The sequence below is a fragment of the Synechococcus sp. RedBA-s genome (genome assembly GCF_024345495.1).
Taxonomy (GTDB): domain Bacteria; phylum Cyanobacteriota; class Cyanobacteriia; order PCC-6307; family Cyanobiaceae; genus Regnicoccus_A.
The window spans coordinates 150,440-169,160 of sequence record NZ_JAGQBF010000001.1 but is presented as its reverse complement, the minus strand read 5'-3'; the positions used below and the strand labels follow the sequence as shown (position 1 = coordinate 169,160).

Genomic DNA, 18,721 nt, shown 5'->3' with positions numbered 1-18,721 from the left:
GGGCCAATGGACAAGCTTCTCCTCGAGATCGCCGGCTGGCTGGGCTACCTCAGCCGCCCCCTGGTGCTGCTGCAGGGATTCGCGATCGCGGCACTGATGCTCGGCCACCACTGGGGCATCGAACCCCGGCTGGCCGCACGCCCCCCCCTGGTGCGGCTGCTGGGCAGCCTCGGTCTGCTGTTGGCCCTGTGGCTGAGCGCCGAACTCCTCCAGGCGCTCGGGCAACCGACCGGCCTGGTGGAGTACGCCGTGCGGGTTTATGCCATCTGGCAGGGGCTGATCGTGGCCCGGGTGGTGCTGGCTGGGCGCTTCGGGGCGGCACCGACCGATCGTCTCTACGGCCGCATCGTCAAGCCCCTCTTTCTGCTGTTCCTGGCGGGATCCCTGGTCAACCAGCTCGATTCGCTGCAGGAGGTGGCCGATATTCCACTTTTCCGCCTGTTCAACGAACCGCTCAGCACCGGCGGCGCCGTGCTGCTGTTCACCATTCCCTATTTCCTGGTGGTGCTGTCGGAGTTTCCGGTGGCCTGGCTGGGCGGACTCCTGCAGCGGCTGCTGGGGTTGAGCCAGGGAACCCGGCAGGCGATCCAGATCGCCTGCCGCTACCTGCTGATCGGCGGCGGAGTCCTGTGGGTGATGCACCGGATCGGGCTCAACCCCACCGCGATCGCCGCCATGGCCGGTGGCCTCTCGGTGGGCCTGGGCTTCGGCATCAAGGAGGTGTTCTCCAACTTCATCAGTGGGCTGTGGCTGTTGTTCGAGGGATCCGTGCGGCCAGGCGAGATCCTGTTCATCGATGGCGACCCCTGCGAAGTGCGCAGCCTGGGGCTGCGGGCCGCCGTTCTCTGGCGCGACCGCGACAACGCCGAGCTGGTGGTGCCAAACCAGGACTTCTTCACCACCACCACCACCACCTACACGGGCTCCGACCGGATGCGCCGCAGCCAGGTGGACGTGTCGGCCGCCTATCGCCACGACCCTGAAACCGTGATTGGCCTGCTGGAGCAAGTGGCTCTGGCTTCACCGCGGGTGCTGCCCCAGCCGGCCCCGAAGGCCCTGCTGCTCAGCTACGGAGATTCGGCGATCAACTACGCCCTGCGCTACTGGATCGAGAATCCAATGAACAACTCTGGCATCAAGAGTGAGGTGAGCATCGCCATCTGGCACCGCTTCAGCGAGGAGGCCATCGAGATTCCCTTCCCGCAGCAGGTGGAGCACCAGGCCAGAACGGATCAGACCACGCCGGAACGAGCGACGGATCGAGCAGAAGAACGCCCAGGGGCCCCGTAGTCCCGGGCAGTGGCCGCACTCGCCCTCACCAGTGTTTCGGGTAGCGGCTGTTGCGCACGGCGTTGTTGTAGAGGCGGGCCATCAGGGTGACGACCAGAGCGCCCGCCAGGGTGGGCAGCATCGGAAACACAATCACCGGGTTCGAGCCTGCCGGTGGATTGGATTCTCTGTATTGGCAAACGAACTCAGCAACGACAATGGCCTCAATTAAGTAGCCAAGTCGCGATCTGAAAGGGTCGCCATGGTGGTGGCGGCCAGCAATACGGGGACTGAGGCATCAGGGAAGGAGGGCGTGGTGGATAAGCAGGTGGTGATCACCACGTGGGACCACCGTGAATCGATTCTGCGCGCCCTCAGTAAAAGCCCATTTCCGCCATTGGTGAGGGAGCCTTGGGGGAACCGCATCGGAACGATCGCGGCGGCGATGCTCCAGGTGTGAAGGAGGCAGTGGTAGCGGAATGGGAGGACCCCGTAATATGGAAAAATTCCGCTGCGGCTTTTCCAAGCCTGCCAGAAGCTCGCTTCCTCGTTCAACGCTCCCCCACTTTTTCGATCAAGCCATGAGCCCACTGACCCCACTCAGCCATACCCTGCTCAACGCCAAGCGCCGGAAAGGCATCAGCTTTACCGAGCTGGAATCACTTCTGAATCGCGATGAAGTATGGATTGCGAGCCTGCTCTACGGCCAGGCCACGGCCTCGCCGGAGGAAGCACAGATCCTTCTGGCAGCCCTGGATCTCGATCCCAGCCTGGCCAACGAACTCTCCACACCTCCGGTGAAGGGGTGTCTCGACCCTGAACTCCCCACCGATCCCCTCATCTATCGCTTCTACGAAATCATGCAGGTGTATGGTCTGCCGCTGAAAGATGTCATCCAGGAGAAATTCGGTGATGGCATCATGAGTGCAATCGACTTCACCATGGAGGTCGATAAAGTGGAACATCCAGCCGGCGACCGAGTCAAGGTCACCATGTGCGGCAAGTTCCTTGCTTACAAGAAGTGGTGACCCGAACAGCTTCCATCAAAGGCCGAGTTCTGTGAGACCAGGGTGGTCTTGTGGCCTCGGTCCCTGCGGCCAGAGGAATTTGCGGTCCTCGTCGGCAATCGGCACATCGTTGATGCTGGCCTCTCGCCGCCTCATCAGACCCTGATCACTGAACTCCCAGTTTTCGTTGCCATAGGCCCGATACCACTGGCCGCTTTCATCATGCCACTCGTACTGAAAACGGACCGCAATGCGGTTGTCGTGCCAGGCCCATACCTCCTTGATCAACCGATAGCCATTCTCCTTGGCCCACTTTCGCTTGAGGAACGCCACAATTTCTTGGCGGCCCGTGATGAATTCTGAGCGATTACGCCAGTAGCTGTCTTCCGTGTAGGCCTGCGATACTCTGAGGGGATCCCTGGAATTCCAGGCATCCTCCGCCATTCTTGCTTTCTGTATCGCCGTTTCTTGATTGAACGGTGGCAGCGGAGGTTTTGCGGTCTGGGATGTGATCTCGGTCAAAATTGGAATTTTATTAATCCATCGATCTGCATAACTGAATCCATTGCCTCACTACGTATCAAGCGCTACCGACGGAAGGCCATTCTCTGCCGGAAGGCGCAGAGAGGCAATACAAAGACGTTCCATTCTACGAGGTATTGGATGGGCAGCCACCTCGTCGAAGAGCCGAGACTATTAGTCAATGACCAGCCCCATCTCCATTGTCTATAGACACAATTTCGGCTTCAACCCTGTATTGATGCATGCTTCTGGAACCGAGATCCGCCATGACAACAAGGTGCAGCAAGTCTTGACTCAACGGCTTGAATGTGACAATAGTCACAAAGATCTGATCAGCCCAGACGATCACTTTGCGATCCATGAAGCCGTCAAAAACAAGCTGAGACCCCTTTCACGGCGCAACGCGACTATTCCAAGTCAGTGCCAAGTCAGTGACAAGAAAGTATCGAAGTAGGATACCAGCAAAGCACAAAATAAGTGCCTCAGTTCTTCTGCATGAAAACAACACGCTTCGCGAAAGACTCTCCTGAAGACTTGTCAGGGGCAGTGACAGTAGCCACTCCTGTCCTCACCAGCACTTGCGGCAACAACTGTCACGGAAGATGTTGTCGTACAGCAAGCAGGCGCGTGGTGCTGCTGAGCGCGTGGCCCAGCACGATGGCTCATGGGGCGCTGATCCGCAGCAGCTGATCGACGTCGGGCACTGGGCTGTGACGTGGAGTGGCTGAGCCGAATCCTCACCGACAGTGACCGACCAGGGTGTTTCGCGTTGGCCCCGGGCACGGGATTGATCCGGGTGACGGCCTGACGCCGAACCCTGGGAATGGGAGAACAGATAGGGCCGAGCGTTGCATTCCTGTTTCTTGCGGGTCTGTGGGATTCGCTGCCGCGACCCTTGGCTGATTCCCCTTAAGTGGAGGCTTCCAGCAGCGCCGAGGGTGAACTCCCCAGCCATGGCCCCAAAGGTTCCAGCCGCGGCCACACCGTCAAGCCCTGAGCTGATTCCCGCCGATACCCTGCGCCAGCTCAACCTTCGCTCCGATGCGGCCGGCTGGCGGCAGGCTGCCGGGCATGGGGCGCTGATCCTGGTGAGCGGACTGATCTGGGGGGATGAACGCCTGCCCTGGGCGCTGCGCTTGCCGGCCCTGCTGCTGCTGGGCTGGGGCCTGGCCTTCGCCTTCTGCGCCATGCACGAGTGCGGCCACCGCACCGCCTTCGCCAGCCGCCGGCTCAACGACGGCCTGGCCTGGTGGGCCGGGGTGCTGAGCTTCTACAACGCCGATTTCTACCGGCGCTACCACCAGTGGCACCACCGCCACACCCACCAGCCGGGCCTGGACCCGGAGCTGGAGGATGCGCCGCCCACCAGCCGCTGGGCCTACCTGCTGGAGTTGAGCGGGCTGCCCTGGTGGATCGGCAAGCTGCGCGGCCACGCCGCCGGTCTGAGTGGCAACTTCGGTGATCGCCCCTACATCCCCGCCGAGGCCGCCCCGGCGCTGCGCCGCTCGATCCGACTCCAGTTCGGCGTCTATGGGCTGGTGCTGCTGTTGTCGCTGCCGGGCGCCAATGGCTTCCTGCTCTGGCAGTGGCTGCTGCCGCTGGCCCTGGGCCAGCCCCTGCTGCGCTTCGTGCTGCTGGCTGAGCACGGCGGCTGCAGCACCAGCGCCGACGTGCTGCGGAACACACGCACCACCCACACCCTGGCGCCCCTGCGCTGGCTGATGTGGAACATGCCGTTCCACGTCGAGCATCACCTGCTGGCCTCGCTGCCCTTCCATGCCCTGCCGGCAGCCCACGGCTGGATCGCCCCGCGGCTGGAGCACAACGAACCGGGCTACCTGGCGGTGCACCGGGCCTTCCTGGCCGATCCCTCAAGGCTGGAGCTGCCAGGGGTATCCCCTCTGCCGGCACCAGCCACATGAGCGTGGCCGCGGCGATCAAGGGCCGGGATGCCGTGTTTGAGCTGGGCCGCCTGCCGCTCAGCTGCGGCAAGGAACTGGCCAACGCCCGTCTGGCCTACCGGGTGTTCGGTGAGATCAACGCCGCGCGCTCCAACCTGGTGCTCTACCCCAGCTCCTACGGCGCCTGGCCCGAGGATATCGACTGGGTGGTGGGGCCGATTCTCGATCCCCAGCGATGGTGCGTGCTGCTGGTGAGCCAGTTCGGCAACGGCCGCTCCAGCAGCCCCAGCAACGCGGTGATGGGCGTGGCCGAGCAGGGCTGGGTGATCCATCACGCCGACAACGTGGCTGCCCAGAAACGTCTGATCCAGGAGGTGTTCAGGGTGGAGCACCTCGCCCTGATCTACGGCTGGTCGATGGGGGCGCAGCAGGCCTACCACTGGGCGGCCCTGGAGCCGCAGCGGGTGGAGCGGATCTGCTGCCTCTGCGGCACGGCCCGCACCAAACCCCACAACCGCCTGTTCCTGCTCAGCCTGCGCCAGTCCCTCACCAGTGATCCCGCCTGGGATGGAGAACACTTCAGGGCCACACCCGAACAGGGGCTGCGCAGCTTCGCCCTGATCTACGCCAGCTGGGCCGCCAGCCAGGCCTACTACCGGCAGGGTCTGCACGAGGCTCTGGGCTACACCAGCGTGGACGACTACGTGGAGCGCAGCTGGTTGCCGGCCTACCGCCGCCATGATCCCCGCGATCTGCTGGCCATGCTCGACACCTGGCTGGCCAACGATCTCGGCGCCGCCGTCGGGGCCGCCCAGGGGGATGGCACCCCCTTGGAGCTGGCCGCCGCCCTGGGGCGGATCACGGCCCGCACCACCGTGATCGCCGGCTCCCACGACCTCTATTTCCCCCCGGACGACTGCGCCGCGGAAGCCGCCTGCATCCCCGGCGCCCACTTCGAGCGGCTGGAGTCGGTGCTGGGGCACCGGGCCGGCAATCCCCGCGAGGCGCCGCGGGAGCAGGCCTTGATCCGTGCCGCCCTGGAGCACCTTTGCCACGATTGAGCCCATGACCGACCTGGCCCGCTACGCCGCCGACCACGGCATCCGCCACTTCCTCTTCTCCTTCTCCGATCTGTTCGGGGTGCAGCGGGCCAAACTGGTGCCCGCCAGTGCCGCCGATCAGCTGGCCCGCGATGGCGCCGGCTTCGCCGGTTTCGCCGCCTGGCTGGCGATGACCCCGGCCGATCCCGATGTGCTCGGCATCCCCGATCCCGCCAGCCTGGCGGTATTGCCCTGGCAGCGGTCCGTGGCCTGGCTGGCCACCGATCTGCGGGTGAAGGGCCGGCCATTGGAGCAGTCGCCGCGCTGGGTGCTGCGCCGCCAGCTGGAGCGGGTAGCGCAGCTGGGCTACAGCTTCCGCACGGGGGTGGAAGCCGAGTTCTTCCTGCTGCAACCCGGCGGCGCGGCGATCGCCGATGGCCGCGACACCCAGGTGAAACCCTGCTACGACCAGCTGGCCTTGATGCGCCAGTTCGAGCTGATCGGCGGCCTGCTCGAAGCGATGGAGGAGCTGGGCTGGGGGCCGTATCAGGCCGATCACGAGGATGCCAACGGCCAGTTCGAGATCAACTGGACCTTCGCCGACGCTCTGGTGACCGCTGACCGCCACGCCCTCTTCCGGGTGATGGCCCAGTCGATGGCGGAACCGCTGGGCTGGCGGGTGAGTTTCGGGCCCAAGCCCTTCCCCCAGCTCACCGGCAGTGGCGCCCACCTGCACCATTCCCTCTGGGACGCCTCGGGCCGCAACCTCTTCCACGAGCCCCGCGGCGCGCTGGGCCTCTCGCCGCTGGCCTATCACTTCCTCGGTGGTCTGCTGGCCCATGCCCCGGCCCTCTGCGCCCTCACCAATCCCACCGCCGAGAGCTACGCCCGCCTCGGCGGCCAGACCACCAACTCCGGCGCCACCTGGTCACCGGGCTGGATCAGCTACGGCGGCAACAACCGCAGCCACATGGTGCGCATCCCCGACGACCAGCGCCTGGAGCTGCGCCTCGCCGACAGCGCCGCCAACCCCTATCTGCTGCCGGCGGCGGTGCTGGCCGCCGGCCTCGACGGCCTCGAGCGCCAGCTCGACCCCGGCCCCCGCAACGACGCCAACCTCTACACCGACCCGCCGGCTCCCGGCACCGCGGCCTCCCTGCCCGCCAGCCTCGACGCGGCCCTGGCCGCCTTCGCCGCCGACACGGTGCTGCGCGACGCCCTGGGGGAACCCTTCTGCCAGGCCTACGAGAGCCTCAGGCGCCAGCACGGCTGAAGGGCAGCTTGCTCAGCGCCCAGGGCCACACCTGTGGCACTCGCGAGATGTCGATCACATACTCCTGGCCCGGAGACGTGGTGGAGAGCCGTGCAGTGCCATCGCCAAGATCACAGAAGTGACGTCTGCGGTGGCGGGTGGGGCAGTCATCAGCGGCGGCTGGGCGATGACCTGACCCTAAGGTGTCCAGCCGACTGGAGAGTCAAGTGGAGCGTCCCAGGCCTCTTGGATCTGCTCTGGGGAGACGGCCAGGTGCTGGAGCAGCAGCAGCAGCAACCGCTCGATTCGAGAGATGGCGGCCGGGCTCAACGATGCTTCCAACGGCGTTGGGGAGCCGGAGGAGTGGGCTGAAGCCTGGGCGAGCGCCGCAGCCACAAAGGCGAGCAGAGGATCGCGCCGCAATTTCGACCAGCCCTTGAGCTTGTGCTGGCGGCAGAGGCCCTGGAGTTGTTCTTTGCTGAGGTGGTCCAGTTCCAGTGGAGCCGGAGGCAGCAGTTCACGGCTTTCTGCAATGAGCTGGTCTTCACGCAGGGATAAGCGTTCGTGCTGGCGGCCGAGATGCTCATCGAGGCCGCGCATATGGCTGCCGAGAAGGGATCCCAGGGCCTGCAAGTCGGAAGCGAGGCCGTCGCTGATCGGCGTGCGCGAGGTGCTGGGATCAGCTTTGCGGGTCATGACCGCTCTCGGGTTCGTCTTCGAAGAAATCGACGGCATCGGCCCGCTCCAGCAGGTTCTCCACGGCGCGCTTGAGATCCTGCATCGATTGCCGGGTGGGGCTGCCGCTCTGGCGATCCTGTTGATCAACGGCCTCCTTCACATCGGCCAGATTGGTGAGCGCCTGCTCGATCTGCTGCACCTGGAGCAGCCGGCCCCTGAAGCGCGGCAGCAGTTCGGCCAGTTGACCTGCTTCCTGCTCAGCCCGCTCGCGATAGGCCAGCAACTCCAGCCGCTCCTGCTCAACTGCAGCCAGCTGCTGCTGCAACCCCTCGATCTTCTTGCGGGCTTTGGTCACCAGCCCCTGCTGGGCACCGGCACGGCGGTTGGCGGCCTTGAGCGCCTCCCGCATGTCCTTATAAAAATTGCGCAGATCCGCAAAATGGATCAGCTTGTGCACCAACGGGAAGCGAGAAGCGCCTGTCTTGCTGATATCGGCAGACTTGGGGATGGCTCCTGCTTCGCGGCTACGGCCTGCAGTGGCCATGGGACGCTGGCGCAAAAATCAAGATTAGGGCTGCAGGGGAGATGCGGCCGGTCCGCCGGGGCCTGAACTGCAGAGAAGTCGATGACAGCCCCCGCGGAAACCCTCCTGGCCGTGCTCACCACGGTGGCCAACATCGGCGACGCCAGGCGACTGGCACGGCAGGTGGTGAGGGCCGGGCTAGCGGCCTGCGCCCAGCTGGAGACGATCGAGAGCGTCTACCTCTGGAAGGGGGAGCTGGTGGAGGAGCCGGAGATCAGGATCAGCTTCAAGACCACCAGCCAGCGGCGGCAGGCGCTGATGGAGCTGATTCGGAAAGCCCATCCCTATGAGATCCCGGCGATCCTGGCCGTGCCCCTTTCGGACGTTGATCCCGCCTACCGGCGCTGGGTGATCGAGCAGACGCAGCCCAAGGCCTGAGCCGGGGGCGCCAGGATGGCGGCCTCGCCTTGAGTCCAGCGCCGCGATGAACACCAGCGCCATCCACTCCAGCCCGGTGATCGGCGCGTCGACACCGCCGCCCTGGGTGGATGCGCGCACGCCCCTGGGGCGGCTGATCGCTGGGGTGCTGGCGGTGGAGCCCGTGCGGCAGCTGCTGTTCCTGCAGGCCCGGCGGATGATGATCCGCACGGCCGAGGGCCGGGGCATCCCCTGGCGCCAGCGCCGCGAGCAGCTGCGGCAGCAGGCGGAACCATTGCTCGCCAGCAGCACCGAGGCGGCCGTGGTCGTCCCGCCCTATTACCGGGCCCGCTTCCACGCCTATGCCCAGGGCAATCTCTGCTGGGAGGCCGCCTGTGAGGCGGAGCAGGCCACCGATTCGGTGGCGCTGCGGGTGTGGAAAGAGGAGAAGCAACTCAGCCCCGAAGCCGCCCAGCAACGCATGCGCGACGGCATCTACGCCGCGATCGAGCCCAGCCTCAGCGGTCCGGTGCGCGACGTGCTCGACATCGGCTGCTCGGTGGGGGTGGGCACCCTGGCCCTGGCCGACTGGCTGGAGCAGCACGGCCACAGCGGCGCGCGCGTGAGCGGCCTCGATCTCTCCCCGCAGATGCTGGCGGTGGCGCGGGTGCGCGATGCCGGCGGCCGTGTCGACGCCTGGCACCACGGCGCCGCCGAAGCCACCGGCCTGCCGGCGGCCAGCCTTGATCTGATCACCGCCCAGTTCCTCTGCCATGAACTGCCGGGCGACGCCAGCCGCGCCGTGCTCAGGGAAGCGGCGCGGCTGCTGCGGCCCCGGGGGGTGCTGGCCCTGGTGGATCAGGACCCCGAGGCGGCGGTGATCCGCGCCATGCCGCCGGCCCTGGCCACCCTGCTCAAGGCCACAGAGCCCTATCTCGAAGACTATTTCCGCCTGGATCTACCGGCCGCCCTGGCCGAGGCAGGCTTCACCGCCATCCGCCGCGTGGCCTCCGACCACCGCCACCGGGTGCTGGTGGCCACCCGAGCGTGATCCACGTGCGCCTGTTCGCCGGCCTGCGCGAGCAGGCGGGCTGGGGGGAGCGCAGCCTCGCCATCAGCGCACAGTCTTGGCCCACAACCCCGGCCAGCCTCTGGCGCCAGCTGGGTCTTGGGGAGACCGTCCCGCAGCAGGTGCGGGTGGCCGTGAACCAGGCCTTCGCCGCCCTCGATCAACCGCTGCAGCCCGGAGACGAAGTGGCCTTTCTGCCCCCGATCAGTGGCGGCTGAACGGATGGCTGAAGCCCATCGACCGGGCCTGGTGCTTCGGCTCCACCCCGAGGCCTTCGAGCCGCTGGTCGCCCTGGCGGAATGGCAGCAACAGCTCACGGCCGCCGGCAGCGAAGCGCCGGCGGCGGAAGCTCATTTCATCGGCCGGGTGCGCGGCCGCAGCGCCAGCGGCGCGGCGCTCGAGGCCCTGGAGCTGGAGCACTACCCCGGCATGACCGAAGCCCAGATCGAGCGGATCGCCGCCACCATCAGCCGCCGCCATGGCCTGCTGGCCCTGCGGGTGGATCACCGGGTGGGGAGGGTGCTGCCGGGGGAAGCGATCGTGCTGGTGGCGGTGGCGGCGGATCGGCGCGGTCCGGCCCAACGCGGCGGCCAGGAGCTGCTCGAAGCCCTCAAGCACGACGCCCCCTTCTGGAAGCGTGAATGGAGCAACGGCGTGGGCCGCTGGGTGGAGGGCAACACCGCCTACTGAACAGCCGCTGAACCCCAGGACCAGTGCGCCCAGCGGCGGCCCTCAGAAGATCGGCAGCCGCAGCAACTGCGCCCACAGCTCCGTGCCTGCCGCCAGGGTGCCCAGCTCAGCTGGGATCTCCAGCAGCAGGTCGGCGCCCTGGAGAGAGCCGATGCGGGAGGAGGCCTGGCTGCCGTCCACCAGCGCCAGCAGCTCCCCTTCGCCCCCCACCTGCAGCCGGGCGCGCGCCAGCTCGGGGCGGCCCGCAGCCCGCCTGAGCTCGGCGCCCAGGCGCACCTTCAGGCGCGGCAATGGCTCCACGGGCGCCCCCTCCAGCCGCTGCAGCGCCGGCACCAACAGCTGCAGGGCGGTGATCGCCGCCGCCACCGGATTGCCCGGCAGCCCGAAGAACGGCGTGCCCAGCAGCTCGCCGAAGGCGAAGGGCCTCCCGGGCTTGAGGAACAGCTTCCAGAAGGCCACCGATCCCAGCTCCGCCAGCAGTGGCCGGATCCAGTCACTGTCGCCCGCCGACACCCCGCCGGTGCTCACCACCAGATCACAGCTGGCCGCCAGCTCCAGCAGGGCCGAGCGCAGGGCGGCGGGCTGATCTCCCACCACCCGCCGCTCACTCACCACCATCCCCAGCCGCTGCAACAGCGCCACCAGCAGAGTGCCGTTGCTCTCCCAGATCTGCCCCGGAGCGCGGACCCTGCCCGCCGGCACCAGTTCATCGCCGCTGATCAACAGCCCCAGCCGCGGCCGCGGCCGCAGGGCCAGCTCCGCCACGCCGCAGCTGGCCAGTCGTCCCAGCAGCGCCGGACCCAGGCGAACGCCGGCCGCCAGCAGCTCCTGGCCGGCGGCGGCCTCCTCATCGGCGGCTCGGATCCAGGGGTTCGTCCCCGCCTCGCGCACCAGGCTGAGGCGATCGCCCTCCACAGCCACCAGCTCCTGGGGCAGCACCCGAGTGGCCCCCTCCGGCAGCGGCGCACCGGTGAGGATGCGGATCGCCTCGCCGGCCGCCAGCGGCCTGGGGTAGGGAGCGCCGGGAGCCGAGCGGCCCATCAGGGGCCACGAGTGTCCCACCTGCGGGACACTCGCCGCCGCCAGGGCATAGCCATCCATGATCGAGGCGCGAAAGCCCGGCACAGCCTCGCTGGCCAGCAGCGGCTCGGCACTCACCCGGCCCAGGGCCTGCTCCAGCAGCAGCACCTCACGTCCGGCCAGGGGCGTGAGGGCGGCCAGCACCTGGCGGCGGGCCTCCTCCAGGGGCAGGCCTTCGCGGGGATAGGGCTCGAGCGATGCAGCGCTAGTGCTCATCGGAAGCTCCGGCTCAGGAGGACACGGCGACAGGACGGCTCCAGGCGCCGTGGCGTCCCCCCGTCTTGCTCAGCAGCCGCACAGGGCCGATGGTCATGGCCGGATCGGCGGATTTGAGCATGTCGTAGAGGGTGAGCAGGCCCACCTGAACGGCGGTGAGCGCCTCCATCTCCACCCCCGTGGGCGCGGTGGTGCGCGCCGCCGCCTCAAGGCGCAGACCGCGGCCATCGGCGCTGGGCTCGATGCGCACCTCCAGGCCCGTGAGCGCAATCGGGTGGCAGAGGGGGATCAGCTCCCAGGTGCGCTTGGCCCCCTGGATCGCCGCCACCCGCGCCACCGCCAGCACATCGCCTTTGGGGGCGCGGCCCTCCAGCACCAGGGCCAGCGCAGCCGCCTCCATGCTGAGGAAGCCCTCGGCCACGGCGCGGCGGTCACTGGCGGGGCGGTCGCCCACCTCCACCATGTGCACCTCACCGCTGGCGTTGAGGTGGCTGAGCCGGCCTGGGACTGATTCCATGCCGGCGATCATGGCTGGGCGGGATCACTTCATCATCGAGTCCCTGCCCATGGAGTCGTGCTGCAGGGGCGCCCAGGCCATGGTGGCGTTGAATTTCTTGCACCAGATCAGCACCGACTTCTGCTTGCTCAGATCGATCGAAGCGGGAATCACATAGCTCTGGGCACCTTTGCTGGATTTCAGGGCCGAGAGGATGGTGTAGCTGCCTGGCTTGAGGGGGTATCCAGGAGATTTGGTGGCGGTCAGGGGTGTGGCGGAGGGGCTGAAGATCACCTTCAGGTCCGGTGCCATGTCGTTGGTCTTGAAGTCGCTGCTGAGCACGAGCCTCTGCTTGCCCGCCTCCTTCTTGATCATGAAGCTGCCGCTCACAGGAGCCTCAGCCTTCTGGAAGGTGCCGCTGTGGGCTCCCATCTCAGCGGCCTGGACCGCCAACATGCTGATGCTCGACGGACTGCCGCCGCCGCCCAACACCACCTACCGGCTCTGGGCCCGCGTCAATGGCCGCGAGGTGGTCTGTGTTCCCTTCGTGCCCGACGGCCAGGGCCATGTGGCCATGCCGATTCCCACCTACCCCACCAGCGCCGCCAGCCGCGTCAGCGTCGAGTCGCTGGGGGGCCTGGGGGCCCAGCCCACCGGCCCCCGCGTTCTCACCAGCACCATCTGATTCCCACCGTGACCACAGCTCCGTGACCACTGCCCCCCGCCTCCGCAGTCCAGAGCACGGCCGCCTGCAGCCCGCCCAGGCCTTCCCGCCCCTCAGCCGGGGCCGCCTCGACACCCTGCAGGTGAACCTCACCTACCGCTGCAACCAGGCCTGCGTGCACTGTCACGTCAATGCCGGCCCCACCCGCACGGAGAGCATGGAGGCCGCCAGCGTGGAGCTGATCCCCGAGGTGCTGGCCGCCAGGGATCTGCGCTGTCTCGACCTCACCGGTGGGGCACCGGAGCTGCACCCCCAGTTCCGGGCCCTGGTGCGCGCAGCCCGCGCCCTCGGGGTGGAGGTGATCGATCGCTGCAACCTGACGATCCTGCAGGAGCCGGGTCAGGAGGATCTGGCCGACTTTCTCGCCGACCAGGGGGTCACGGTAGTGGCCTCGCTGCCCTGCTATCTCCAGGACAACGTGGAGCGCCAGCGGGGCTCCGGGGTGTTCCAGCGCAGCATCAGCGGCCTGCGCCAGCTCAACGCCCTCGGCTACGGCCAGCCGGGCTCGAGCCTGGAGCTGAACCTGGTGTACAACCCCCAGGGCGCGGCGCTGCCGCCGGAGCAGGGGCCGCTGGAGGCCGACTACCGGCGGGTGCTCTGGGCCGATCACGGCGTGGTCTTCAACCGGCTCTATGCGCTGGCCAACATGCCGGTGCAGCGCTTCGCGGCAGTGCTGAGCGCCCAGGGGGAGCTGGAGGGCTACCTGCAGCTGCTGCGCCGCAGCCACCGCAACGAGAATCTGGCCCAGGTGATGTGCCGCCAGCTGATCAGCGTCGACTGGCAGGGATTCCTCTACGACTGTGATTTCAACCAGCAGCTGGGGCTGCCCGCCAGCGGTGATCCAACCGCCAATGCTGAAGGCAACGTCGGCCGCTCCCACCTGCGTGATCTGCTGCGGCGCAACCCCGCCGGCGACCCAATCCAGGTGGCGGACCACTGCTTCGGCTGCACCGCCGGCAGCGGCTCCAGCTGCGGCGGAGCCCTGGCCGCGTGAGCGGCACTCGGCAGCGCTGGCTGCTGCTGCTGGCGGTGGCGGCCCTGGTGGCCCTGTTCTTTCTGCTGGATCTGCCCCAGAAGCTGAGCCTTGAGGCCCTGCGCGACGCCCAGACCAGCCTGCTGGCCTGGCGCCAGCGAGCACCCGCCAGCGCCGCCGCCCTCTACGGCCTGGCCTATGTGCTCGTCACCGGCCTCTCCCTGCCCGGCGCGGCGGTGATGACCCTCGCCGGCGGAGCCCTCTTCGGGCTGGGGCTCGGAACCCTGCTGGTGTCGTTCGCCTCCAGCGCTGGCGCCACCATCGCCTTCCTGCTGGCGCGCACCCTGCTGCGGGAGCCGATCCTGAAGCGCTTCGCGGCCCGCCTGGCCCCCATCGAGGCGGGGTTGCGCCGCGATGGGGTGCTCTACCTGCTCAGCCTGCGGCTGGTGCCCGTGTTTCCCTTCTTTCTGGTGAACGTGGTGATGGGGCTGACCCCGATCCGCACGCTCTCCTTTTATCTCACCAGCCAGATCGGCATGCTGCCCGGCACCCTCGTGTACGTGAACGCCGGCACGCAGCTGGCGCAGCTGCGCAGCCTCGAGGGCATCCTCACGCCGCCGCTGCTCCTGTCGCTGGCGCTGCTGGGGACCTTCCCCTGGATCGCGCGCCTGGGCCTGGAGCGCTGGAAGCTCTGGCGGCTGTATGCCCCCTGGAGAAAACCGGCCCGCTTCGATCGCAACCTGATCGTCATCGGCGCCGGCGCGGCGGGCCTGGTCACCTCCTACATCGCCGCAGCCGTGAAGGCGAAGGTGACCCTGATCGAAGCCGAGCGCATGGGCGGCGACTGCCTCAACACCGGCTGCGTCCCCAGCAAAGCCCTGATCGCCACGGCCCGGGCGGCGGCGCGCATGCGCCAGGCCGATCGCTATGGCCTCGAACCGCACGAGCCCAGTGTGTCGCTACCGCTGGTGCTGGAGCGGGTGTTCGCCAAGGTGGCAGCGGTGGCGCCCCACGACAGCGTCGAGCGCTACGAGGGGCTGGGAGTGGAGGTGCTGCGCGGCCACGGCCGCCTGATCGACCCCTGGACCGTGGCCATCAGCGGCAGCGACGGCCAGGAGCACCGGCTGACGGCGCCGGCGATCGTGCTGGCCACCGGCGCCAGTCCGGTGCTGCCGGATCTGCCGGGGGCCGAGGCGGTGGGCCTGCTCACCAGTGAAACGCTGTGGCAGGCCCTGCGGGATTGTCCCCTGACCTCACCGCGGATCGTGGTGATGGGCGGCGGTCCGATCGGTTGTGAACTCTCCCAGGCCCTGGCCCGCCTGGGCGCACGGGTCACCCTGCTACAGCGGGGCCCGCAGCTGCTCAGCCGCGAAGACCCCGACGCGGCCGCCGTGGTGCAGCGGGCCCTCGAAGCCGATGGCGTGCGGGTGCTCACCCATTGCTCCGTGCTGGGCTTTGAACCGCGAGGGAAAGAGAAGTCGGTGCTGATCAGCAGCGGCGGGCCCGAACCCCCAGAAGCCGGCGAGCTGCTCTGTGATCAGGTGCTCTGCGCCATCGGCCGGCGGGCGCGGCTGCAGGGCTATGGCCTCGAGGAGCTGGGCATCCCCTGCGGCCGCACCATCGACACCAACGCCTCACTGCAGACGCTCTTCCCCAACATCTATGCCGCCGGTGATGTGGCCGGCCCCTGGCAGTTCACCCACACCGCCGCCCACCAGGCCTGGTACGCCGCCGTCAATGCCCTGTTCGGGCCCTTCCGCCGGTTTCGCGTCGACGGACGGGTGATCCCGCGCACCACCTTCACCGATCCGGAGGTGGCGGGTGTGGGGCTGAACGAAGGCGAAGCCGCCCGCCAGGGGGTAGCGGTGGAGGTGACCCGCTTCCCGATGCAGGAGCTGGATCGGGCCATCGTGGAAAGCGCCGAAACAGGCTTTGTGAAGGTGCTCACGCCCCCGGGCAGCGACAGGATCCTGGGGGTGACGATCGTGGCTGAGCAGGCCGGTGAACTGCTGGCGGAGTTCGTGCTGGCCATGCGCTGGCGCCTGGGCCTTGGCAAGATCCTCTCCACCATCCACGCCTACCCCACCCTCTCGGAAGCGAACAAGTACGCCGCCGGTGCCTGGAAACGGGCCCACGCCCCCCAGCGCACCCTGGCCCTGCTCCAACGCTTCCACAGCTGGCGCCGGGGCCATTAACCCCTTCCCCATCGTCCCTTTCGCGATGACCGCTTCACCACCGAGCACAGGCGTCCGCGAGGCCGTGCAGACCTATTACGGCAGCACCCTGACCAGCAGCGCCGATCTGCGCACCAGCGCCTGCTGCGATGCCAGCGCGGTGCCCAGCGCCCTCAAGCCCCTGCTCAGCCGCCTCCATCCCGAGGTGCTCTCCCGCTACTACGGCTGCGGTCTGGTCTGCCCTCCGCTGCTGGAGGGCGCGCGGGTGCTGGATCTGGGCTGCGGCAGCGGCCGTGACGCCTACCTGCTCGCTCAATTGGTGGGGCCGGGCGGCACGGTGGTGGGGGTCGACATGACGGCTGAGCAGCTGGCGGTGGCCGAAGCCCACCGCGCCTTCCACGCCGAGGCCTTCGGCTACGACAACGTGCACTTTCTGGAGGGCTACATCGAGCACCTGGAACAGCTCGAGCTGGAGCCCGGCAGCTTCGATGTAGTGATCTCCAACTGCGTGGTGAACCTCTCCACCGACAAGCTGGCTGTGTTGCGCGGGGTGCGGCGATTGCTCAAACCCGGCGGTGAGTTCTTCTTCGCCGATGTCTACGCCGACCGGCGGGTGCCCCAGGCCCTGCAGGCCGACCCGGTGCTCTACGGCGAATGCCTCAGTGGCGCCCTCTACTGGAACGATTTCCTGCGTCTGGCCCGCCAGGCGGGCTTCGCCGATCCGCGCCTGGTGAACGACCACCCGCTGGAGATCACCGATCCGGAGCTGGCCGAGCGCACCGGTGAGCTGTGCTTCTTCTCCGCCACCTACCGGTTGTTCCAGATCGACGACCTCGAAGATGCCTGCGAGGACCACGGCCAGGCCGTGATCTACCGGGGCACGATCCCCGGCCACCCCCACCGCCTCGACTTCGACAAACACCACAGCCTCGAAGCTGGCCGGGTGTTTCCCGTCTGCGGCAACACCTTCCGGATGCTCCACCAGAGCCGGCTGGCGCCCCATTTCAACTTCATCAGCGCTGACTCCAGCGCCCACTTCGGCCTCTTTCCCGGCTGTGGCAGCGTGATGCCCTTCACACCCGGAGTCCCCGGCGGTGACACCAGCGTCAAGCCAACAGCGGCAGGCTCCGCCTCTTGTTGTTGAGGGCTTGAGTCCTGTTGCTGACCATTGCCGCCCTCACTGGCGGTTGAGCGACCAGTCGTAGTCGAGGGTGCCCAGGGCATAGCGGCCCTAGGCCAGGTAAGCGCGGTCCTCAGGGCTGACGTAATCGCCGATGAAGGCCAGCGGCGCACCTGATCCTGAGCGCGCAGCTCCTGGATCACCGCGGCGATGGCGGCGGCTGGTCTGGGCGGCTGGGGCGATCGGATCGTGCGGCCGCCCATGGGAAGGTAACGGCACTGTTGCGGGTCGCCTCCATGGGCTGGTCGCGCCCTTCCACGCGGTTCTGCATCTTCCTGACGCTGCTGAACGACCGCCTCGGGGAAAGCATCGTCTTTCCCCTGCTGCCCTTTCTGCTGGCGAGTTTCACCAGCGACGGGCGCACATTGGGCCTGCTGGCGGGCAGCTACGCCCTGGCCCAGTTCCTGTTCACCCCCCTGATCGGAGCCCTCAGCGACCGCTTCGGGCGCAAACCGGTGATCGCCGGCTGCGTTGCCGGCTCCGTGCTCGGCCTGGGCGGCTTTGCCCTCACCCTGGCCCTGCCCTGGCCGGCGGGCAGCGCCTGGCCCCTGCCGCTGCTGTTCGGCGCCCGGCTGATCGATGGGGTGAGCGGAGGCACCGCCGCCACCGCCGGCGCCGTGCTGGCCGACATCAGTCCGCCGGAGAAGCGGGCCAAGGCCTTCGGGCTGATCGGCGTGGCCTTCGGGCTCGGTTTCATCCTCGGGCCGGCCCTGGGGGGGCTGCTGGCGGGGGTGAATGTGACCCTGCCATTGCTACTGGCCGTGGCGGTGGCGGCCGTGAATCTGGTGCTGGTGCTCACGGTGCTGCCGGAAACCCACCCCCCGGCTGCCCGCCTGGCGCTGCCGCGCAAGCGGGAACTCAACCCTCTCACCCAGCTCGGCAGGGTGTTTCGCAATCCCCGCGTGCGCCGGCTCAGCCTCGCCTTCTTTCTGTTCTTCCTTGGCTTCAACGGCTTCACCGCCGTGCTGGTGCTCTATTTCAAGCAGGTGTTCGGCTGGGGGCCAGAGCTGGCGGCCATGGCCTTCCTGGTGGTGGGCGTGGTGGCCACGGTGGTGCAGGGCGGCCTGATCGGACCGCTGGTGAAGCGCTTCGGCGAAGGGCGCCTCAGCCTGGCCGGTCTGGGGCTGGTGGTAGCGGGCTGCCTGCTGATTCCCCTGGCCACACCGGCCAGCGCCATCCCGGTGGTGTTCACGGCATTGGCGCTGCTGGCCTGCGGCACCGGGCTGGTCACCCCCTGCCTGCGCAGCCAGGTGTCGCGCCGGCTAGATGACAGCGGCCAGGGGGCAGCCCTGGGCAGCCTGCAGGGCCTGCAGAGCCTGGGCAGCTTCATCGGCCCGCCGCTGGCGGGTCTGGCCTATGACCTGGTGGGCAAGACCAGTCCCTTCTGGACCGGCATCACCCTGTTCGTGGTGGTGGCCCTGCTGGTGGCAGGGGGTGGACCCCTGAACAACCTTTCGGCAAGCAAGCCCGCGACAGTGCCCCCCGCCTCTTGATTGCTACCTTCACCCCA

Annotated in this window: 21 protein-coding genes; 15 read left to right on the top strand and 6 right to left on the bottom strand. The window is 68.0% G+C overall.

The genetic code is table 11. The annotated features are described in order from the left end of the window. The first annotated feature begins 6 nt into the window (after positions 1-6). From KBY67_RS00785 to cynS, 3 genes are all read left to right on the top strand, one after another. Positions 7-1,290 (top strand): mechanosensitive ion channel family protein, encoded by a 1,284-nt coding sequence (locus KBY67_RS00785; protein ID WP_255107555.1) that lies wholly within the window; start codon positions 7-9, stop codon positions 1,288-1,290. A gap of 241 nt (positions 1,291-1,531) precedes the next feature. Next, positions 1,532-1,729, top strand: a complete 198-nt coding sequence (locus tag KBY67_RS00780; RefSeq protein ID WP_255107553.1) for a hypothetical protein — start codon at positions 1,532-1,534, stop codon at positions 1,727-1,729. A gap of 121 nt (positions 1,730-1,850) precedes the next feature. Further along, the gene (cynS, locus tag KBY67_RS00775; protein ID WP_255107629.1) at positions 1,851-2,297 is read left to right on the top strand and encodes a cyanase; all 447 of its coding nucleotides are present in this window, start codon (positions 1,851-1,853) and stop codon (positions 2,295-2,297) included. Positions 2,298-2,312: 15 nt separating this feature from the next. On the opposite strand, the gene KBY67_RS00770 is transcribed toward cynS, so the two are convergent. Beyond that, complete coding sequence (locus KBY67_RS00770) at positions 2,313-2,798, bottom strand: nuclear transport factor 2 family protein (protein WP_261350436.1); 486 nt, start codon at positions 2,796-2,798, stop codon at positions 2,313-2,315. 953 nt (positions 2,799-3,751) lie between these two features. Between KBY67_RS00770 and KBY67_RS00765 the strand changes: the two genes are divergently transcribed. Genes KBY67_RS00765 through glnT form a run of 3 tightly spaced genes read left to right on the top strand, consistent with a single transcriptional unit; the run spans position 3,752 to position 7,012 of the window. Next, complete coding sequence (locus KBY67_RS00765; protein ID WP_255107551.1) at positions 3,752-4,720, top strand: fatty acid desaturase; 969 nt, start codon at positions 3,752-3,754, stop codon at positions 4,718-4,720. After that, a complete protein-coding gene (locus tag KBY67_RS00760) occupies positions 4,717-5,760 on the top strand; it encodes an alpha/beta fold hydrolase (protein ID WP_255107548.1) in 1,044 nt (347 codons plus the stop codon). Before KBY67_RS00765 ends, KBY67_RS00760 begins: the two co-directional genes overlap by 4 nt. A gap of 4 nt (positions 5,761-5,764) precedes the next feature. After that, positions 5,765-7,012 carry a type III glutamate--ammonia ligase gene (gene glnT, locus KBY67_RS00755; RefSeq protein WP_255107546.1) on the top strand — a complete coding sequence of 416 codons (1,248 nt, stop codon included), beginning with the start codon at positions 5,765-5,767 and terminating at the stop codon, positions 7,010-7,012. A 177-nt stretch (positions 7,013-7,189) separates the two neighbouring features. On the opposite strand, the gene KBY67_RS00750 is transcribed toward glnT, so the two are convergent. Then, entirely contained in the window at positions 7,190-7,687 is a 498-nt protein-coding gene (locus KBY67_RS00750; RefSeq protein WP_255107544.1) for a hypothetical protein, read from the bottom strand. Then, positions 7,671-8,126, bottom strand: coding sequence for a hypothetical protein (locus KBY67_RS00745; RefSeq protein WP_255107542.1), 456 nt, complete (start codon positions 8,124-8,126; stop codon positions 7,671-7,673). The genes KBY67_RS00750 and KBY67_RS00745 overlap by 17 nt, the downstream gene beginning before the upstream one ends. A 168-nt stretch (positions 8,127-8,294) precedes the next feature. Here KBY67_RS00745 and cutA point away from each other — a divergent pair, with 168 nt between their 5' ends. The 4 genes from cutA to KBY67_RS00725 are packed head-to-tail and all read left to right on the top strand — an operon-like array spanning position 8,295 to position 10,368. Further along, positions 8,295-8,630, top strand: coding sequence for a divalent-cation tolerance protein CutA (gene cutA / locus KBY67_RS00740; RefSeq protein WP_255107540.1), 336 nt, complete (start codon positions 8,295-8,297; stop codon positions 8,628-8,630). A 46-nt stretch (positions 8,631-8,676) separates the two neighbouring features. Then, positions 8,677-9,660: a class I SAM-dependent methyltransferase gene (locus KBY67_RS00735; protein WP_255107538.1), complete on the top strand. Its 984-nt coding sequence runs from the start codon at positions 8,677-8,679 to the stop codon at positions 9,658-9,660. Positions 9,661-9,665: 5 nt separating this feature from the next. Next, complete coding sequence (locus KBY67_RS00730) at positions 9,666-9,896, top strand: MoaD/ThiS family protein (protein ID WP_399213623.1); 231 nt, start codon at positions 9,666-9,668, stop codon at positions 9,894-9,896. A 4-nt stretch (positions 9,897-9,900) separates the two neighbouring features. Beyond that, positions 9,901-10,368 carry a molybdenum cofactor biosynthesis protein MoaE gene (locus tag KBY67_RS00725; protein WP_255107535.1) on the top strand — a complete coding sequence of 156 codons (468 nt, stop codon included), beginning with the start codon at positions 9,901-9,903 and terminating at the stop codon, positions 10,366-10,368. Between the two features lie 42 nt (positions 10,369-10,410). Here the strand turns inward: KBY67_RS00725 and glp are convergent, their stop codons facing one another. The 3 genes from glp to KBY67_RS00710 are packed head-to-tail and all read right to left on the bottom strand — an operon-like array spanning position 10,411 to position 12,616. After that, on the bottom strand, positions 10,411-11,664 hold the full coding sequence (glp, locus tag KBY67_RS00720; protein WP_255107533.1) for a gephyrin-like molybdotransferase Glp: 1,254 nt from the start codon (positions 11,662-11,664) through the stop codon (positions 10,411-10,413). Between the two features lie 13 nt (positions 11,665-11,677). Further along, a complete protein-coding gene (gene moaC / locus KBY67_RS00715; RefSeq protein WP_255107531.1) occupies positions 11,678-12,181 on the bottom strand; it encodes a cyclic pyranopterin monophosphate synthase MoaC in 504 nt (167 codons plus the stop codon). Between the two features lie 24 nt (positions 12,182-12,205). Continuing rightward, positions 12,206-12,616 (bottom strand): DM13 domain-containing protein, encoded by a 411-nt coding sequence (locus tag KBY67_RS00710; protein WP_255107529.1) that lies wholly within the window; start codon positions 12,614-12,616, stop codon positions 12,206-12,208. Here KBY67_RS00710 and KBY67_RS00705 point away from each other — a divergent pair. The 5 genes from KBY67_RS00705 (at position 12,615) to KBY67_RS00685 (ending at position 18,704) form a co-directional block, all read left to right on the top strand. After that, complete coding sequence (locus tag KBY67_RS00705) at positions 12,615-12,845, top strand: hypothetical protein (RefSeq protein WP_255107527.1); 231 nt, start codon at positions 12,615-12,617, stop codon at positions 12,843-12,845. The two genes, KBY67_RS00710 and KBY67_RS00705, sit on opposite strands and share 2 nt — an antisense overlap. A 22-nt stretch (positions 12,846-12,867) precedes the next feature. Then, positions 12,868-13,878, top strand: a complete 1,011-nt coding sequence (arsS, locus tag KBY67_RS00700) for an arsenosugar biosynthesis radical SAM (seleno)protein ArsS (RefSeq protein WP_255107526.1) — start codon at positions 12,868-12,870, stop codon at positions 13,876-13,878. Beyond that, positions 13,875-16,052: an FAD-dependent oxidoreductase gene (locus KBY67_RS00695; protein ID WP_255107525.1), complete on the top strand. Its 2,178-nt coding sequence runs from the start codon at positions 13,875-13,877 to the stop codon at positions 16,050-16,052. The genes arsS and KBY67_RS00695 overlap by 4 nt, the downstream gene beginning before the upstream one ends. A gap of 25 nt (positions 16,053-16,077) precedes the next feature. After that, complete coding sequence (locus KBY67_RS00690) at positions 16,078-17,175, top strand: methyltransferase domain-containing protein (protein ID WP_255107524.1); 1,098 nt, start codon at positions 16,078-16,080, stop codon at positions 17,173-17,175. A 272-nt stretch (positions 17,176-17,447) separates the two neighbouring features. Further along, on the top strand, positions 17,448-18,704 hold the full coding sequence (locus KBY67_RS00685) for an MFS transporter (protein WP_255107624.1): 1,257 nt from the start codon (positions 17,448-17,450) through the stop codon (positions 18,702-18,704). Positions 18,705-18,721: the final 17 nt, after the last annotated feature.